Here is a 16540-nt window from a genome sequence, read left to right as displayed (position 1 = left end):
CTTGGCGGGTGGACTCGTAGCCCTGCTCGACGACGTCTCGGTGCTGGCCCGCGCGGCGGCCGCCTCCATCGACGACATCGGCGCCGCCGCCGGGCGGGCCAGCCTCAAGGCCGCCGGGGTCGTGGTCGACGACACGGCGGTGACCCCGCAGTACGTGCACGGGCTGAACGCCGACCGCGAGCTGCCGATCATCCGGAAGATCGCCCTCGGCTCGCTCCGGAACAAGCTGCTGATCATCCTCCCGGCGATCCTGCTGCTCAGCCAGTTCCTGCCGTTCCTCCTCACGCCGATCCTGATGGTCGGCGGCGCCTACCTCTGCTACGAGGGCGCGGAGAAGATCTGGCACCGGTTCAGCGGCCACGCCGAGTCGCACGCCACGGTGGAGGACGCGCTGCCGGACGAGAAGACCATCGTCAGCGGGGCCGTGCGCACGGACTTCATCCTGTCGGCCGAGATCATGGTTATCTCGCTCAACGAGGTGGCCGGGGAGGGCTTCTGGTCGCGGGCGGCGATCCTGGCCGTCGTCGCGGTCGGCATCACCGTCCTCGTCTACGGCGTGGTCGGCGTGATCGTGAAGATGGACGACGTCGGGCTCAGCCTCTCGCAGCGGGCCGGGAAGCGGGTGGCCGCGTTCGGCCGGGCCCTGGTCAAGGGCATGCCCAAGCTGCTCTCCGCCCTCACCGTCGTCGGCACCGCCGCCATGCTCTGGGTCGGCGGGCACATCATCCTGGTGGGCACCGACGAGCTCGGGTGGCACGGCCTCTACGACGTCGTCCACCACCTGGAGGAGGCCGCGCACGACGCGACCGGCGCCCTCGGCGGGGTCGTGGGCTGGCTGGTCAACACGCTGGCCAGCGCGCTGCTCGGGCTGGTCGTCGGGGCGCTGGTCGTGCTCGTCATGAACCTGACGGTGCACCGCGACGAGGCCGGTGCGGGCGCCCACTGACGCGGGACGACGGCGCCCCCCGCCGACGCGGGAGCCCGGCGCCCCTCCACCGCGGGCCCGCCCGGCGCGCGGGCGTCCGTACCGGGCCCGCGGACCCCGCCGCGGCGGACGGCCCGTTGGGGTGAGGTCGCGTTCCGCGAGGCGGGAGCGGGCCGTAACCTGCCTGCACGATGTGGCAGCTGAGCAACGGTGTCCGGTACTACCCCTGGGGTAGCCGCACCGTGATCCCCGACCTGCTGGGTGAGCCCGTGCCCGCGGACCGCCCGCACGCGGAGCTGTGGGTCGGCGCGCACCCGGACGAGCCCAGCACCCTCTCCGACGGGCGGCCGCTGGACAAGGCGATCGCCGAGGAGCCCGACCGGCTGCTCGGCCCCGCGGTGGTGGAGCGGTTCGGCGCACGGCTGCCGTTCCTGCTCAAGGTGCTGGCCGCCGAGACGCCGCTGTCGCTGCAGGCGCACCCGACCACGGCGCAGGCGGAGGTGGGGTACGCGGCCGAGGAGGCCGCCGGCATCCCGCACGACGACCCGACCCGCACCTTCAAGGACCCCTTCCACAAGCCCGAGCTCCTGCTGGCGCTCACCACGTTCGAGGCCCTGTGCGGCTTCCGGCCGGTGGAGGAGTCGCTGCACTGCCTGGCCAAGCTGCAGGTGCCCGAGCTCAAGCCGACCATCGCCGCCCTGGCGCGCGGTGGCCTGCGGGCGGCCGTCCCGCAGCTGCTCGCGCTCTCCGGCAGACGGCGCACCCAGCTGGTCGAGGCGGTGGCGGCCAAGGCGGCCACCTTCGTCGCCGCGCACGACCCCGAGTTCATCAACACCTACCGCTGGGCGGCCACCCTCGCCGAGTCCTACCCCGGCGACCCGGGCGTGGTCATCTCGCTGATGTGCAACCACCTCAAGCTCGCCCCGGGCGAGGCGGTCTTCATGCCGGCGGGGAACCTGCACGCCTACCTCTCCGGCGCCGGCGTCGAGGTCATGGCCAGCTCGGACAACGTGCTGCGCGGCGGGCTGACGGCCAAGCACGTCGACCTGGCGGCGCTGATCGAGGTCCTCGACTTCACCGACGGCAAGGTGCCGGTGATCCACCCGGTGCTGGGGCCGGGCGGGCTGCGCTACCCGGTGCCGGTGCAGGACTTCGACCTCACCCGCGTGCACCTCGACGAGCAGTCCGGCGCGCTCACCACGCGCGGGCCGCAGCTGCTGCTGTGCACGGAGGGCACCGCGGTGCTCGCCTCGGTCGACGGCGAGCTCACGCTGGAGAAGGGGCGCGCCGCGTTCCTCCCCGCGGGCGAGCCAGTCACCGCCCGCGGCCCGGCCGTCCTCTACCGGGCGACGACTAACCTGGGCTGAGAGCCGCGCCCTCCTGGCCCTGGCCGCGGCCGGCGGTGCTGCGGCCGGGCGGGCCGTCCGTCAGGATGGCGGGGCGTGCACGACGACGTGCCACCCCGAGTCGGACCGCCCGGGGCGGCGGCCGGACCGGAGGAGGCGCCTGCATGCTGTTGTCCGTGGTGGTCCCGTGCCACAACGAGGAGCGGGTGCTGCCCGAGCTCGTCGCCCAGGTCTCGGCCGTGATGGCCGACGTCCCGGCCGAGCTCGAGTTCGTCCTGGTCGACGACGGCAGCCGCGACCGGACGACCGCGGTGATGCAGGAGCTCCACGCTCGCGACCCGCGCGTCCGGTACGTCTCGCTGAGCCGCAACTTCGGCAAGGAGTCGGCGATGCTGGCCGGCCTGGCCTACGCGCGCGGGGACGCCGTCGTCATCATGGACGCCGACCTCCAGCACCCGCCGCGGCTCATCCGGCAGATGCTCGAACTGCTCGAGCAGGGGAACGACCAGGTCGTCGCCCGGCGCACCCGGGACGGTGACGCGTTCGGCCGCAGCGTGCTCGCCCGGCTGTACTACCGGCTGGTCAACTCGCTCGTCGAGGTCCGCATCGAGGACGGCGTGGGCGACTTCCGCCTGCTGAGCCGGCGCGCGGTCGACGCGCTGCTGCAGCTCGGCGAGTACAACCGCTTCTCCAAGGGGCTCTTCGCCTGGATCGGTTTCCCGACCGCCACCATCGACTACCGCAACGAGGCCCGCTTCGGCGGCGACGCCAGCCGCTGGACGCTGCGCCGGCTGCTCAACTACGGCATCGACGGCGTCATGTCGTTCAACAACGCGCCCCTGCGGCTGGCCATCTACGTCGGGCTCGTGGTCACCACGCTGGCCTTCGGTTACGCCGCCTACCTCGTGGTGGCGGCGGTCGTGGGGGGCATCGTGGTGCCCGGCTACGTCACGCTCGTGGCGGCGGTCATCGGGCTCGGGGGGCTGCAGCTGCTGTTCCTCGGCGTCATCGGCGAGTACGTCGGCCGGATCTACTACGAGGCCAAGCACCGGCCGCACTTCCTGGTGGCCGCGGCCAGCGACGAGCTGCCGCCGGCGCGCCCGGCACCGGCCCGGCGGAGCACCGTGATGGTCGGCAACTGGGTGGCGCCCGACGTCCAGACCGACGCCGACGGCGGGTACGCCCGGCCCCCGGTCCCCGCGGACGCCGCGGACGGCCGGCCCTCCAGGTGAGGATCGACCGGACGACGCTGCACCACGCCTCGCGGTTCTTCGTCGTCGGTGTCGTCAACACCGGGGTCTACTACGGCACCTACCTGCTGCTGGGCCTGGTGGCGCACTACCTCGTGGCGCACCTCGGCGCGATCCTCGTCGCGATGGTGGGGTCCTTCCTGCTCAACTGCTACTGGACCTTCCGCACCCGCCCCACCTGGCGGAAGCTGGCGCTGTTCCCGCTGACGAACGCGACCAACTACGTGATGACCACGGCCGGCGTCGTCGTCCTCGTCGAATGGCTCGGCGTGGACGAGCGCCTGGCCCCGCTGGTCGCCGCTGTGGCGGCGATCCCGGTGACCTTCCTGCTCTCCCGCCGGCTGCTCATCGGGCGGTCCGCCGCACCCGCGGCCCCGGCGGCGCCCCCGGGCGCGGACCTCCCCGAGCGGCGGGAGGTGCCGCGGTGAGGCGGCCGGTCCCCGCCGGCCCGGTCGCCCGCAGCACCACCTCGCCGCCGAGGGCCGCCGCAGGCCGCCCCGCGGCCGTCCCGGCGGTGGCGGCGGGGGCGACGTCGCCGGCGCGGCCCCGGTGGCGGCTGCCCGAGTGGGTGGTGACCCTCGGTGTCGGCGTCACCGCCTGGGTCGTCGGCGCCGTCCCGTTCTGGCGCGAGCGGTTGTTCTACTACGTGGGCGACCAGTACGAGCAGTTCGCCCCGCTGTGGCACGTCTTCGGCCAGCGGCTGCGGGCCGGCGAGTGGGTCACGATGGACCCGGCGAGCTGGATGGGCGGGAACTACGCCGCCGAGGGCCTGAACGGCATCTGGAACCCGGTCAGCCTGGCCAACTTCGTGCTGGTCTCGTACTTCGACGACCTCGCGCTGGCCGCGGCCGTGGTGATGGTCGAGTTCCTAGGGGTGCTCGCGATGGGCACCTACCTGCTGGCCCGCGAGCACGGTGCGCGCCGCTGGCCGGCCGCGGTCGTCGCCCTCGCCGTCCCGTTCTCCGGGTTCACGCTCTGGTACGAGGCCGCAGGGTGGCCGGCCGGCCTGATGGCGTTCACCTGGGTGACCTGGTTCTGGTGGGCGGCCCGCCGGCACGCGCGGGGCCGCCTCAACCCCGTCGTCCCCTTCCTGGCCGGTGCCCTGGTCATGACGACCGGCAACCCCTACGGGGCGCTGGGCATGCTCGTCGTCCTGGTGGCGCTCGGTGCCGAGCTGCTCGTGCGGCGCCGGTTCAGCCGGTTGCTGCACCTGGTGGTGGTGGGCGCCTGCGCCGGCCTGGTGGCCCTGCCGGTCTACCTGCCGCTGCTCGGTGCCGGCGAGGTGTCGCTGCGCCAGGACCTCGCCGTGCTGGCGAACGACACCTTCCTGGTCCCGGACCTCGGGGACCTCGCGGCGGCCAGCGCGCCGACCTACCTCCCCTCCATCACCAACTGGGGCGGCGCGCTGCTGGAGACCCAGCCGTCGACCTACCTCGCCTGGTTCCTGCTCCCGCTGCTGCCCTGGCTGCGGTGGTCCAGGCTGCGGCGGCGGGCGCGGTCGCTGGCCGGGCTCCTGGGCATCGCCGGCTTCTACCTGCTCGCCACGCTGGCGCCCTCGAACCTGTGGCTGTTCCGCTGGCCGGTCCGCCTGGTGGAGTACCTCTACCTGGCGGTGGCCGTCCTGTTCGCCGTCGTCCTCTCCGCCGGGCTGGCGACCGACCGGCCGCGCCGGCGGGCCCTCGCCAGCGGTGCGATCGTGCTCTTCGGCACCTACCTGGCGTGGGCGGTCCGCCCGGTCGGCCTCCTCCAGGAGCACGGGGCCGCGCTGCTGCTGGTCGGCGCCGGCACCGCGCTCGCGGTGCTGGCGCACCGGCGGTGGGGGCTGCGGGGTCTCGGCGCGGTCCTGGTCGCCGGCACCGTCGCCGTGGTCGCCTTCCAGACCACCGTCCTGCCGTTCCGGCCGGGCGGGTTCGGCCTCCGGCCGGCCTCGGACCTGTCCGCGCTGGCGGAGGGGACGACCTCCTACGAGGGCACGGTCCTGCAGCTGGCCAGGCACGACACGATCACGACCGGGCAGATGCGCGACGGCGAGATCACCTTCGGCAACCTGGTCCGGCCGACCGGCACCCCGACGGTGGCCAGCTACAGCGGGATCGGCTTCCAGGAGTTCGCCGAGGAGCTCTGCCTCGACTACCGCGGGGCCACCTGCCCGGAGGCCTTCGAGCGGCTGTGGCAGCCCGCCGGGCCCGGGTACCCGGTGCCGCTCGTCGACGCCCTCCGCGTGTCGACGCTGGTGCTGCAGCGGGACCTGCTCGGTGACGAGGTGGTCGACGACCGGGAGCCGCCGCCCGGCTGGTCGGTGGCCGAGCGGGGCCCGGTGCGCGCCGTGTGGGTGCGCGACCAGCCCTACGCCGACGGGTCCCGGGTGTCGTGGACCTCGCCCGGCGTCGAGGTGGTGGGTGGCTCCGCCGAGGAGGAGCGGGAGGTCGTCCGGTACCGCGCGGACGACGCCGGCCGGGTGCTCTTCGCCCGGCTGGCGTGGCCGGGGTACTCGGCCACCGTCGACGGCGAGGAGGTCCCCGTGGTCGACGGCCCCGCCGGGCTGCTCGCGGTGACCGTCCCGGCGGGCGAGCGCACGCTGGTCCTCGACTACGCCCCGCCCGGTCTGCGGGCGGGAGCGCTGGCCGCCGCCGGCGCGGCGCTGGTCGTGCTCGTGCAGGCGGGGCTGTGGTGGTGGCAGCAGCGGCGTGCGCGGGGGCGACTGCGGGCCCGGTAGCCGCTACGGTCGCCCTCTGCCCGGCGCCTCCGCTGCGCCGGCGGGAGGGAGCGGTCTGATGGCGCGCGACGGGTGGGGCGGCACGGCTCGGGACCGGGTGGTGCGCGCGCTGGCCGCGCCGATGAGGCACGTGCTGGCGCCGCTGGTCAGGGACGCCGTCGCCGCCGAGGCGGACCGGGTGATCCGCGCGCTGCACGAGGTGGAGTTCCGCTCGCGCCGGGACCTGCTCGCCGCCGGTGAGCGGGATGCCGCCGTCGGGTCGGCGCGGTTCGCCGCGCGCGAGATGCCGACGGCCCGCGCCTTCCACGACCGGACGAGCACCCTGCGGCACGGGCTGGAGCTCGCCCCGCGCGGCGGGATGGCCCTGGAGTTCGGCGTGTTCGAGGGCCGCTCGCTCGAGGTGATCGCCGGGCAGCGGGAGCGCCGCGACGTCTACGGCTTCGACTCCTTCGAGGGGCTGCCGGAGGACTACCGGCCGCACGTCCGCACCGGCGCGTTCGCGGTGGGTGCGCTCCCCGACGTGGAGGGCGCCGAGCTGGTCGTCGGCTGGTTCGAGGAGACCCTGCCCGGCTTCCTGGCCACCCACCCGGGGCCGGTGGACTTCGTGCACGTCGACGGCGACCTGTACTCCTCGGCGGTGACGGTCCTCGAGCTGGTGGGCCCCCGGCTGGCCGCCGGATCGGTGCTGGTGTTCGACGAGTTCTTCAACTTCCCTGGCTGGGAGGAGCACGAGTTCCGGGCGTGGCGGGAGTGGTCGGCCCGCACCGGCGCGCGCGGGGAGTTCGTGGCCTACACGTCCAACGACGAGCAGGTGGTCGTGCGCATCACGGAGCCGGTGCGGCCGCCGGCCGGGTGAGCCCGGGGTGGTGCTCGTCGGCGGGCCGCTGGCCGCAGCGCTGCGCACCGGGACGCTCACCCAGCGTCGCGACTGCAGCGGGGTGGTCGCACGGACGGGTACGTCGCCGGGCTGGCGCCCAGGAAGGCCGGTTACGTTCCTCGTCATGCGCCGGCGTCCGAACGGAGAAGACACCTTGGTGATGGCCGTCCAGCCGCAGCGGACCCAGGTCCCCTCCGCGACGTCGGAACCGGCGTCCCGCTCCGGGCGCCTGCTCGCGCAGCGCACGCTGTTCGCGGGACCCGGCGCGGACGTCCCCGCCGAGCTCTACTGCACGACCGTCACCGGGGTCGCGGTGCGCGACCGCACGCGGCTGGCCCTCGAGGGGCACGCCGCGGTGTCGACCGACACCTACTTCGGCAGGTTCGCCGCGTCCTACTGGCAGCGGTGGACGTCGGCCCGCTCGGTCGACCTGCACGCGACCGTCAGCGGAGCCGGCCTGCTCCGGGTCATGGCCTCCGACAGCGAGGGCAACTCCCGGACGGTGGCCGCCGAGCAGGTCCGGGAGGCCCAGGACCGGCCGCTGACCCTCACGCTCGCCCTCGACCGGTTCGTCGACGGCGGGGCGTTCTGGCTGGAGCTGGAGGCCGGCGCCGACGGGCTCGTCGTGGACGACGTGCAGTGGTCGGTGGCCGCCACCCGGCCGCGGCGGGCGACCGCGGTGGTCATCTGCACCTACAACCGGGCCGACGACTGCCTGGCCACGCTCCGCACGCTGGCGGCCGACCACGCCGTGGCCGGGGAGCTCGCGGCGGTCTACGTCGTCGACCAGGGCACCGACACCGTGGAGAGCCGCCCGGGGTTCGCCGACGTCCGCGAGGCGCTCGGGTCGGCCCTGCGCTACGTGCGGCAGCCCAACCTCGGCGGGGCCGGCGGGTTCACCCGGGGCATCTACGAGGCGGTGCGGAACGAGACCGTCGAGCGGGTCAACCTCCTCCTCATGGACGACGACATCCGGCTCGAGCCCGACACGGTCGTGCGGCTGCGGGCCTTCGCCGACCGCGCGGACGAGCCGGTGCTCGTGGGCGGCCAGATGCTCAACCTGCTCCACCCCGACCGGCTGCACGTCGGGGCCGAGTCGGCGGACCTGTCGATCCTGCGGGCGGGCCAGCCGGTACCCGACGCCCTCACCAACGCCGACCTGACCGAGCGGCGGCAGGACCGGCGGATCGACGGCGACTACAACGCCTGGTGGACCTGCCTCATCCCGTCGGAGGTCGTCTCGGCGGTCGGCTACCCGCTGCCGATCTTCTTCCAGTGGGACGACATCGAGTTCGGGCTGCGGGCCCGGGCGGCCGGCTTCCCGACGGTGACGCTGCCCGGGGCCGGCGTCTGGCACGCCGACTTCTCCTGGAAGAACTGGGACGACTGGTCGCGCTACTTCAGCTACCGCAACTCGCTCATCACCAGCGCCCTGCACAGCGACTTCGACCGGCGGAGCATCGCCGAGCACCTCGCCAAGCAGCTCGTGGACGCTCTGGTCTCGATGCGCTACGGCCTGGCGGCGCTGCTGATCCGCGCGGTCGAGGACTTCCTCCGCGGGCCGGAGGTGCTGGCCGACGGCGGGGCGGAGACGGCGGCGCAGGTCCGCAAGCTGTGGGGCAGCCACCCCGAGACCAAGAACCACCCGGCGTCCGCGGTGCCGGGGGTCGCCGCCGTCGACATGCGGCGGACCGCGCCGGCCGGTGCGCCCTCGATGCTCGGCATGGTCCTGGTCAAGCGCATCCTCTGGCAGCTGCGCAGGCGCAACCACGGCACGGCGGCGATCGCCGCCGCCGATGCCCACTGGTGGCACGTCTCCCTCTTCGACACCGCGGTGGTCACCGACCCCTCGCAGGAGGGGGTGCGCCTGCGGCGGTTCGACCGCGAGCTGATGATCGGCTCCGCCCGGCGGGGCGCGTCCGTGCTGGTGCGCCTGGTGCGGGAGGGGAGCGACGCCCGGGATCGCTGGCGCGCCGCGCTGCCCGAGCTCTCCGACCGGCAGACGTGGGCGCGGCTGTTCGGGGAGGAGCCTGGCCGCTGACCTCCCGGCCCCCTCACGGCTGCCCGGCGTTGCGCCGCCGGGCCCGGGGCGGACCGGCCTAGCGTCGGGACGACCGCCGTCCGGCTGCTGGGGGAGTTCCGTGCACGTCCGACCCGGGTCCCGCGCCCGCCGGCTCGCCGGTGCGGTCCTCGCGGTCGGGCTGCTGACCGGCTGCGAGCCGCTCGACGTCGCCGCGAGCGGCGAGGGCAGCGGGACGACGGCGGAGGCGCCCGCGCCCGTCGCCGGCTCCGCCCGGGCGGCGCTGGAGGGGCTCGACGTCAAGGGCCGCGCACCGCGGACCGGCTACGACCGGGACCGGTTCGGCGACGGCTGGGTCGACACCGACCGCAACGGCTGCGACACCCGCAACGACGTGCTGGCCCGCGACCTGACGGGGGAGGAGTTCGTGCCGGGCACGCGGGACTGCGTCGTCCGCACCGGCACCCTCGCCGACCCGTACTCGGGCACCACGATCGACTTCCGGCGCGGCCAGGACACCAGCGACGACGTGCAGGTCGACCACGTCGTCGCGCTGTCGGACGCCTGGCAGAAGGGCGCGCAGGGCTGGGACGAGCAGCGCCGCGTCCGGTTCGCCAACGACCCGCTCAACCTGCTCGCCGTCGACGGGGCGCTCAACATGCAGAAGGGCGACGGCGACGCCGCGACCTGGCTGCCGCCCGCGACCGGCTACCGCTGCGCCTACGTGGCGCGGCAGGTCGCGGTCAAGGCCGCGTACGGGTTGTGGGTGACGCAGGCCGAGCGGGACGCCATGGCCGGGGTGCTCGCGCGCTGCCCCGACGAGCCCCTGCCCTCGGGCGCCAACCCACCCGCCGCCGCACCGCCCGCCGCCGGGCCGGCGCCGGACGCGCCGGTGACGGGCTACGCCGACTGCACCGCGGTCCGCGCGGCGGGCGCGGCCCCCATCCACCGCGGCGCCCCGGGGTTCTCGGAGCGGTTCGACGGCGACGGCGACGGGATCGGCTGCGAGGGCTGACCCGCGCGGGTGGTCGACGGGCGACGGGGAGGCGGCAGCCGCCTATCCTGGGGAACGGCACGAGCCCCGCCGAAGCCTCGGCATGCTCGCTCTCCCCGGTCACGGGGATCGAAGCGACCCTGCATCCGACTGCATCGCCCGGCCAGCTGCCGGGCACCACCTGGAGCCTCCATGACCGCCAGTAACGGCACCCGCACGCTGACCGACGGCGACTTCAAGGTCGCCGACCTCTCCCTCGCCGGCTTCGGCCGCAAGGAGATCCAGCTCGCCGAGCACGAGATGCCCGGCCTCATGGCGCTGCGCGCCGAGTACGGCGACGAGCAGCCGCTGGCCGGCGCCCGCATCGCCGGTTCGCTGCACATGACGGTGCAGACCGCCGTCCTCATCGAGACCCTGGTGGCGCTCGGCGCCGACGTCCGCTGGGTCAGCTGCAACATCTTCTCCACCCAGGACCACGCCGCCGCCGCGATCGTCGTCGGCGACGGCACGCCCGAGCAGCCGGCCGGCGTGCCGGTCTTCGCCTGGAAGGGCGAGACGCTCGAGGAGTACTGGTGGTGCACCCAGCGCCTGTTCGAGTTCCGTGACGGGAGCGGCGAGGTCGTCGGCCCGAACATGCTGCTCGACGACGGCGGTGACGCCACCCTGCTCGTCCACCTCGGCACCCGGTTCGAGGCCGACGGCGTCGTCCCCGACACCACCGAGGCCGACTCCGAGGAGTACGGGGTCATCCTCGACGTCCTCCGCGGCACGCTCGCCCAGGACCAGGGCTACTGGACCCGCATCGGCCAGGGCATCAAGGGCGTCACCGAGGAGACCACCACCGGCGTCATGCGCCTGTACGAGCTCGCCCGCGACAGCCGGCTGCTCTTCCCGGCGATCAACGTCAACGACTCGGTCACCAAGAGCAAGTTCGACAACCTCTACGGCTGCCGGCACTCGCTCATCGACGGCATCAACCGCGCCACCGACGTGATGATCGGTGGCAAGGTCGCGGTCGTCTGCGGCTACGGCGACGTCGGCAAGGGCTGCGCGGAGTCGCTGCGCGGCCAGGGCGCCCGGGTCATCGTCACCGAGATCGACCCGATCAACGCGCTGCAGGCGGCGATGCACGGCTACGAGGTGACCACGCTCGACGAGGTCATCGGCAAGGCCGACATCATCATCACGGCCACCGGCAACAAGGACATCATCACCGCCGACCAGCTCGGCCGGACCAAGCACCAGGCGATCATCGGCAACATCGGGCACTTCGACAACGAGATCGACGTGGCCGGTCTGGCCCGCACCCCGGGCATCGAGCGCACGACGATCAAGCCGCAGGTGGACGAGTGGCGGTTCGCCGACGGCCACACGATCATCCTGCTGTCCGAGGGCCGGCTGCTGAACCTGGGCAACGCCACCGGGCACCCCAGCTTCGTCATGAGCGCCTCGTTCTCCAACCAGGTGCTCGCCCAGATCGAGCTGTGGACCAACCGGGCCGCCTACGAGGGGCAGACCCCCGGCGTCACCGTGCTGCCGAAGAAGCTCGACGAGCACGTGGCGCGGCTGCACCTCGACGCTCTCGGCGTGAAGCTGACCGAGCTGACCAAGGTGCAGGCCGACTACATCGGCGTCCCGGTCGAGGGTCCGTACAAGAGCGACCACTACCGCTACTGAAAGGACCCCGCTGCCCCCCACGGCACGCTTCGCGCACCGCGGGGCCCTGCAGCGGGGCCGTTCCAGTTCCTCACCTGGGCCGTTCCAGGGCGTCACCGGCGGGGGATAGGAAGCTCCACCTGCGTCTTCGGGGTCCGATGCGCAGGGATTGCTTCCTATGCCCCGTGGGGTCCCACGCGTCCCGGCAGCCACCCGCGCGGGTGGGGCGGGACTCCCTCAACGCCCTGAACAGCGCAGAATGGTCGCCGTGCCACCTTCCGCTCCCCAGAACGGGCCCAGCCGCGGCCGTGTCCTCGTCGTCGACGACGACGCCGCCCTCGCCGAGATGCTCGGCATCGTGCTGCGGCGCGAGGGGTACGAACCCGCCTTCGTCTCCGACGGCAACCGGGCGGTCGGCGTCTTCCAGCAGACCCGGCCCGACCTGGTGCTGCTGGACCTGATGCTGCCCGGGCGCAACGGGCTGCAGATCTGCCAGGACATCCGCACCCAGTCGACGGTGCCGATCGTGATGCTCACCGCCAAGGGCGACACGATCGACGTCGTCCAGGGGCTCGAGGCCGGCGCCGACGACTACGTCACCAAGCCGTTCAAGCCCGTCGAGCTGGTCGCCCGCGTCCGGGCGCAGCTGCGGCGGGGGGAGACCGGGCAGGCGGAGAACCTGAGCATCGGTGACGTGCAGATCGACGTCCCGGCCCACCAGGTCAGCCGGGACGGCGTCCCCATCGCGCTGACCCCGCTGGAGTTCGACCTGCTGGTGGCGCTGGCCCGCAAGCCGCGCCAGGTGTTCACCCGGGAACTGCTGCTCGAGCAGGTGTGGGGCTACCGGCACGCCGCCGACACCCGCCTGGTCAACGTGCACGTGCAGCGGCTGCGGGCCAAGGTCGAGAAGGACCCCGAGAAGCCCGAGGTCGTGCTCACCGTGCGCGGCGTCGGCTACAAGGCCGGTCCGCCGTGACCGAGGCGGGCCGCAGCGCGCGCGGCCTCCCCGCGCCCACCCCCGGCCGGGTGACACTGGAGCGGTGACCGCCACCCGGACCCCCGAGACGGGCACGGACGCCGGCCGGCCCGGACCAGGGGGTGGCGGCAGGCCGGGGACCCGCGAGGAGCTGGCCCGGCTGGGGCGCGGGCTCCGCCGCCGGGCCGGGCGGGCACGCCGCCGCACCCAGCGGACCCTGCGCGAGCTCGCCGCCCGGACGGCGCAGGCCTGGCGCTCGTCGCTGCAGGTGCGCATCGGCGCCATCGCGATGCTGCTCGCCGGCACCGTGGTCGTGATCGTCAGCCTGGTGCTGTTCAGCCAGATCAAGGACCAGCTGCTCGACGTCAAGCGGCAGGCCGCCATCGACCAGGTGCAGGCCGGCGTGGTCTACGCGCAGAGCGAGGTGGCCGGCATCGCGACCGGCGACGCCGCCAGCGTCCGCGCCACCCTCGCCCGCACGGTGAACCAGCTGCTCGACCGCGGCGGGGCGGCCGGCGACTTCGACGTCGTCATGCTCTACCGCCCCTCCGGCGGCACCGAGATCCCCGCCACCAACCAGCGACCGCTCACCGCCGCGCTGCCCCAGGAGCTCCGGGCCGCGGTGGACGCCGGCAACCAGGCGTCGAAGTACGACATGGTCCCCGGCGACGCGGGGGACCCCCGCCCCAGCCTCGTGGTGGGCGCGCCGGTCACCGGGGACGCGCAGGGCCCGGACCGGATCGAGCTCTACTACGTCTTCCCGCTGCAGCAGGAGCAGGAGAGCCTCGGCCTGATCCGCACCACGGTGGCCATCAGCGGCGTCGCGCTGACCCTGCTCGTGGTCGGCATCGGCGTCCTGGTCACCCGGCTGGTGGTCGACCCGGTGCGGCAGGCGGCCGGGACCGCGCAGCGGCTCGCCGAGGGCCAGCTCGAGGAGCGGATGGTGGTCCGCGGCGAGGACGACCTGGCGCGGCTGGCCACCAGCTTCAACGCGATGGCCGACAGCCTGCAGCGGCAGATCACCCAGCTGGAGGGGTTGTCCCAGCTGCAGCAGCGCTTCACCTCCGACGTGTCGCACGAGCTGCGGACCCCGCTGACCACCGTGCAGATGGCCGCGGACGTGCTGCACGAGGCCCGGGAGGACTTCCCCGCGCACGTGGCCCGCTCCGCCGAGCTGCTGCGCGCCGAGCTCGACCGGTTCGAGGCCCTGCTCACCGACCTGCTGGAGATCAGCCGGTACGACGCCGGCGCCGCCGTCCTCGACTCCGCCCCGGCCGACATGGGGGCGCTGGTCGGCCGGGTCGTCGACGGGATGGGCGCGCTCGCCGAGCGGCACGCCTGCGAGCTGGTGGTCACCCGGCCCGACGAGAGCGTCCTCGCCGAGGTCGACGTCCGCCGGGTCGAGCGGATCCTGCGCAACCTCGTCGGCAACGCCATCGAGCACGGGGCCGGGCACCCGGTGGAGATCACCCTCGCGGCCAACCGGTCGGCGGCCGCGGTCACCGTGCGCGACCACGGCGTCGGGCTGAGCCCCGGGGAGGCCCAGCACGTGTTCGACCGGTTCTGGCGGGCCGACCCCTCGCGGGTGCGCACCGTCGGCGGCAGCGGGCTCGGCCTGTCGATCAGCCTCGAGGACGCCCGCCTGCACGGCGGCTGGCTGCAGGTGTGGGGCCAGCCCGGCGCGGGCGCCCAGTTCCGGCTCACCCTGCCGCTGCTGGCCGGCACCGACCTGACCAGCTCGCCGCTGCCGCTGCGCCCGGTGAAGCTCCGCCGCCCGGGGGCGCTGCGGTGACCCGGCGTGCCACGGTCGTCCTGGCGCTGCTGACGGCGGTGCTGACCCTGGCCTCCTGCTCCACCGTGCCGACCGACTCGGCCACGGTGCTGATCACCCAGGCGCCGGCCCGGGTGCCCGAGGCCGTCGGCATCGAGCCGGTCGCCCCGGTGCCGGGAGCCAGCGCCGAGGAGATCGTGCGCCAGTTCATCGACGCCGCGGCCAGCACCGTCCGGCGCCACCCGGTGGCCCGGCAGTACCTCGCGCCCGGCCCGGCCGAGACCTGGCAGGACGACAGCGGGATCAGCGTCATCGGCAGCGACTACGCCGTGGTGACGACGGACGACGGCGCGGTCACCGTGACCGCCAACCTGATCGGCACCGTCGACCCCCGCGGGGTGTTCACGGTCGCCGACCGCGGCGTCTTCACGCGGGACTTCACGCTGGAGCAGGTCGACGGGGAGTGGCGGATCACCAACCCGCCCGACGGGCTGATCATGCTCGAGCCGGACTTCCGGCGGCTCTACGACCCGGTGGACGCCTACTTCCTCGACCCGACCTACTCGCGCGTGGTGCCCGACCCGCGCTACCTCATCCGCGGCGAGTCCCAGCCCACCGCGCTGGTGGAGCGGCTGATCACCGGGCCGTCCGCGGCGCTGGCCGCCGGCGTCGTCAACCCGCTGAGCGGCGTGGAGCTGACCTCCTCGGTCACCGTCGAGGGGCAGACCGCCACGGTGGAGCTCAGCGGCCTGCCGGCGGAGCCCGCCCCGCTGCTCGCCGAGGTCTCCGCGCAGCTGGTCTGGAGCCTGCAGCAGCTGGTGCGGCCGCGGATCGTCAACGTCGTCGTCCTGCTCGACGGGGAGCCGGTCACCCCCAACGGCGTGCCGCGGCAGCAGACCATCGAGGACTGGGCCTCCTTCGACCCGGACGCGGTCCCGGTCGACGGGGTCGGCCACTACGTCGACGCCGGGGCCGTGGAGACCGTCCCGCGCGGCGACCCGGTGCCCGGCCCGGCCGGTGACGGCCGCTACCAGCTGGACAGCGCCGCCGTCGCGGCGGCCGGTGGGCAGCTGTCCTTCCTCGTCGGCGTCCGCACGGACGAGACGGGGGCCACCCTGCTCGCCGGTCCCTACGACGGGGAGCTGGCCCCCGTGCTCAGCGGGGGCTCGATCAGCGCGCCCACCGTCGCGGCCACCCGCACCGAGGCGTGGGTGGTGCGGGACGGCGCCGAGGTCGTGCGGGTCCCGGCCGGGGGGCCGCCGCAGCCGGTGGCCGCCCCCACCCTCCCGGGGCTGGGGCGCGCCGAGGTGCTGCAGCTCTCGCCCGACGGCGTCCGCGCCGCCGTGGTGGTCGACGGCTCCCTGGGCCGCCGGGTGCACGTCGGCACCGTGGTCCGGGCCGCGGACGACGGCGCGGTCGTGCTGCGCGACCTGCGCGACGTGGCGCCCACCCTGTCCGGGGTGATCGACGTCGGCTGGCGCGACAGCGGCAGCCTCATGGTGCTCGCGGGCGACGCCGGGGAGGAACGGATCGTCCCGTACACGGTCGGCGTCGACGGGTGGGGGCTGGCCCCGGTCTCCACGTCCGGCCTGCCCAGCCAGCCGACCGCGCTGGCGGTCGCCCCGTCGCGGCAGGCGCTGGTGAGCGCCGGCGCCACCATCTGGCAGCTCTCCGGCGGCCGGTGGGTGACCCTCGTCCGCGGCGCCGAGCCGCTGCCCGGGACGGCGCCCTTCTACCCGAGCTGAGGTCGGCAGCCAGAGGGCTCCGAGAGGGCTCCGATGACATCGAGCGCACCACGCTGGAGACCGCGTCGGGGTCGGCCGGTGCGCACGGTGGCGAGGTCGAGCCGCTCCACCGACCGACAGGCCGCACCAGGGCGCGGCTCGACGGTCGGTCGAGCGGGTCGACCCGCAGGCACCTGGGCCGGGCGCCGTCCACAGGAGGAGGCCCCGTCCTCCTCAGGCCTCGCGAGCTCGGCCCGAGCCTCTGGACGGGGCCATAAGCTGCCG

At 74.5% G+C, this 16540-nt stretch carries 12 protein-coding genes; all 12 read left to right on the top strand.

The annotated features are described in order from the left end of the window. The first annotated feature begins 1 nt into the window (after window position 1). The 12 genes from E9529_RS09825 to E9529_RS09770 all read left to right on the top strand — a co-directional run bounded on the left by E9529_RS09825 (window position 2) and on the right by E9529_RS09770 (window position 16276). A complete protein-coding gene (locus E9529_RS09825) occupies window positions 2-946 on the top strand; it encodes a DUF808 domain-containing protein (protein ID WP_236830975.1) in 945 nt (314 codons plus the stop codon). A gap of 170 nt (window positions 947-1116) precedes the next feature. Next, on the top strand, window positions 1117-2292 hold the full coding sequence (manA, locus tag E9529_RS09820; RefSeq protein WP_236830974.1) for a mannose-6-phosphate isomerase, class I: 1176 nt from the start codon (window positions 1117-1119) through the stop codon (window positions 2290-2292). A gap of 143 nt (window positions 2293-2435) precedes the next feature. Continuing rightward, on the top strand, window positions 2436-3503 hold the full coding sequence (locus E9529_RS09815; RefSeq protein WP_236830973.1) for a glycosyltransferase family 2 protein: 1068 nt from the start codon (window positions 2436-2438) through the stop codon (window positions 3501-3503). Further along, window positions 3500-3949, top strand: coding sequence for a GtrA family protein (locus tag E9529_RS09810; protein WP_236830972.1), 450 nt, complete (start codon window positions 3500-3502; stop codon window positions 3947-3949). Before E9529_RS09815 ends, E9529_RS09810 begins: the two co-directional genes overlap by 4 nt. Beyond that, window positions 3946-6237: a hypothetical protein gene (locus tag E9529_RS09805; RefSeq protein ID WP_236830971.1), complete on the top strand. Its 2292-nt coding sequence runs from the start codon at window positions 3946-3948 to the stop codon at window positions 6235-6237. The genes E9529_RS09810 and E9529_RS09805 overlap by 4 nt, the downstream gene beginning before the upstream one ends. 58 nt (window positions 6238-6295) lie before the next feature. Then, window positions 6296-7093, top strand: a complete 798-nt coding sequence (locus E9529_RS09800; RefSeq protein WP_236830970.1) for a class I SAM-dependent methyltransferase — start codon at window positions 6296-6298, stop codon at window positions 7091-7093. A 145-nt stretch (window positions 7094-7238) separates the two neighbouring features. Next, window positions 7239-9155, top strand: a complete 1917-nt coding sequence (locus E9529_RS09795) for a glycosyltransferase (protein ID WP_236830969.1) — start codon at window positions 7239-7241, stop codon at window positions 9153-9155. A gap of 100 nt (window positions 9156-9255) precedes the next feature. Further along, entirely contained in the window at window positions 9256-10149 is an 894-nt protein-coding gene (locus E9529_RS09790) for a DUF1524 domain-containing protein (protein ID WP_236830968.1), read from the top strand. A 171-nt stretch (window positions 10150-10320) separates the two neighbouring features. Beyond that, window positions 10321-11805, top strand: a complete 1485-nt coding sequence (gene ahcY / locus E9529_RS09785) for an adenosylhomocysteinase (RefSeq protein ID WP_236830967.1) — start codon at window positions 10321-10323, stop codon at window positions 11803-11805. A gap of 238 nt (window positions 11806-12043) precedes the next feature. Then, window positions 12044-12760, top strand: coding sequence for an MtrAB system response regulator MtrA (gene mtrA, locus E9529_RS09780; protein ID WP_236825851.1), 717 nt, complete (start codon window positions 12044-12046; stop codon window positions 12758-12760). Window positions 12761-12824: 64 nt separating this feature from the next. Then, window positions 12825-14552: an MtrAB system histidine kinase MtrB gene (gene mtrB / locus E9529_RS09775; RefSeq protein WP_236830966.1), complete on the top strand. Its 1728-nt coding sequence runs from the start codon at window positions 12825-12827 to the stop codon at window positions 14550-14552. Then, window positions 14549-16276, top strand: a complete 1728-nt coding sequence (locus tag E9529_RS09770; RefSeq protein WP_236830965.1) for an LpqB family beta-propeller domain-containing protein — start codon at window positions 14549-14551, stop codon at window positions 16274-16276. Before mtrB ends, E9529_RS09770 begins: the two co-directional genes overlap by 4 nt. Window positions 16277-16540 lie beyond the last annotated feature (264 nt).

It is taken from the genome of Blastococcus sp. KM273128, assembly GCF_021698975.1.
Classification (GTDB): Bacteria; Actinomycetota; Actinomycetes; order Mycobacteriales; family Geodermatophilaceae; genus Blastococcus.
Note: the sequence above shows the minus strand (reverse complement) of the source record. Positions and strands in the feature narration are given on the sequence as shown.

What these genes read in the sequence shown, in the direction of transcription:
- manA (WP_236830974.1), top strand. Translation starts at nt 1,117, where the DNA reads ATGTGGCAGCTGAGCAACGGTGTCCGGTACTACCCCTGGGGTAGCCGC.
- E9529_RS09800 (WP_236830970.1), top strand. Translation starts at nt 6,296, where the DNA reads ATGGCGCGCGACGGGTGGGGCGGCACGGCTCGGGACCGGGTGGTGCGC.
- ahcY (WP_236830967.1), top strand. Translation starts at nt 10,321, where the DNA reads ATGACCGCCAGTAACGGCACCCGCACGCTGACCGACGGCGACTTCAAG.
- mtrA (WP_236825851.1), top strand. Translation starts at nt 12,044, where the DNA reads ATGGTCGCCGTGCCACCTTCCGCTCCCCAGAACGGGCCCAGCCGCGGC.
- E9529_RS09795 (WP_236830969.1), top strand. Translation starts at nt 7,239, where the DNA reads ATGCGCCGGCGTCCGAACGGAGAAGACACCTTGGTGATGGCCGTCCAG.
- E9529_RS09815 (WP_236830973.1), top strand. Translation starts at nt 2,436, where the DNA reads ATGCTGTTGTCCGTGGTGGTCCCGTGCCACAACGAGGAGCGGGTGCTG.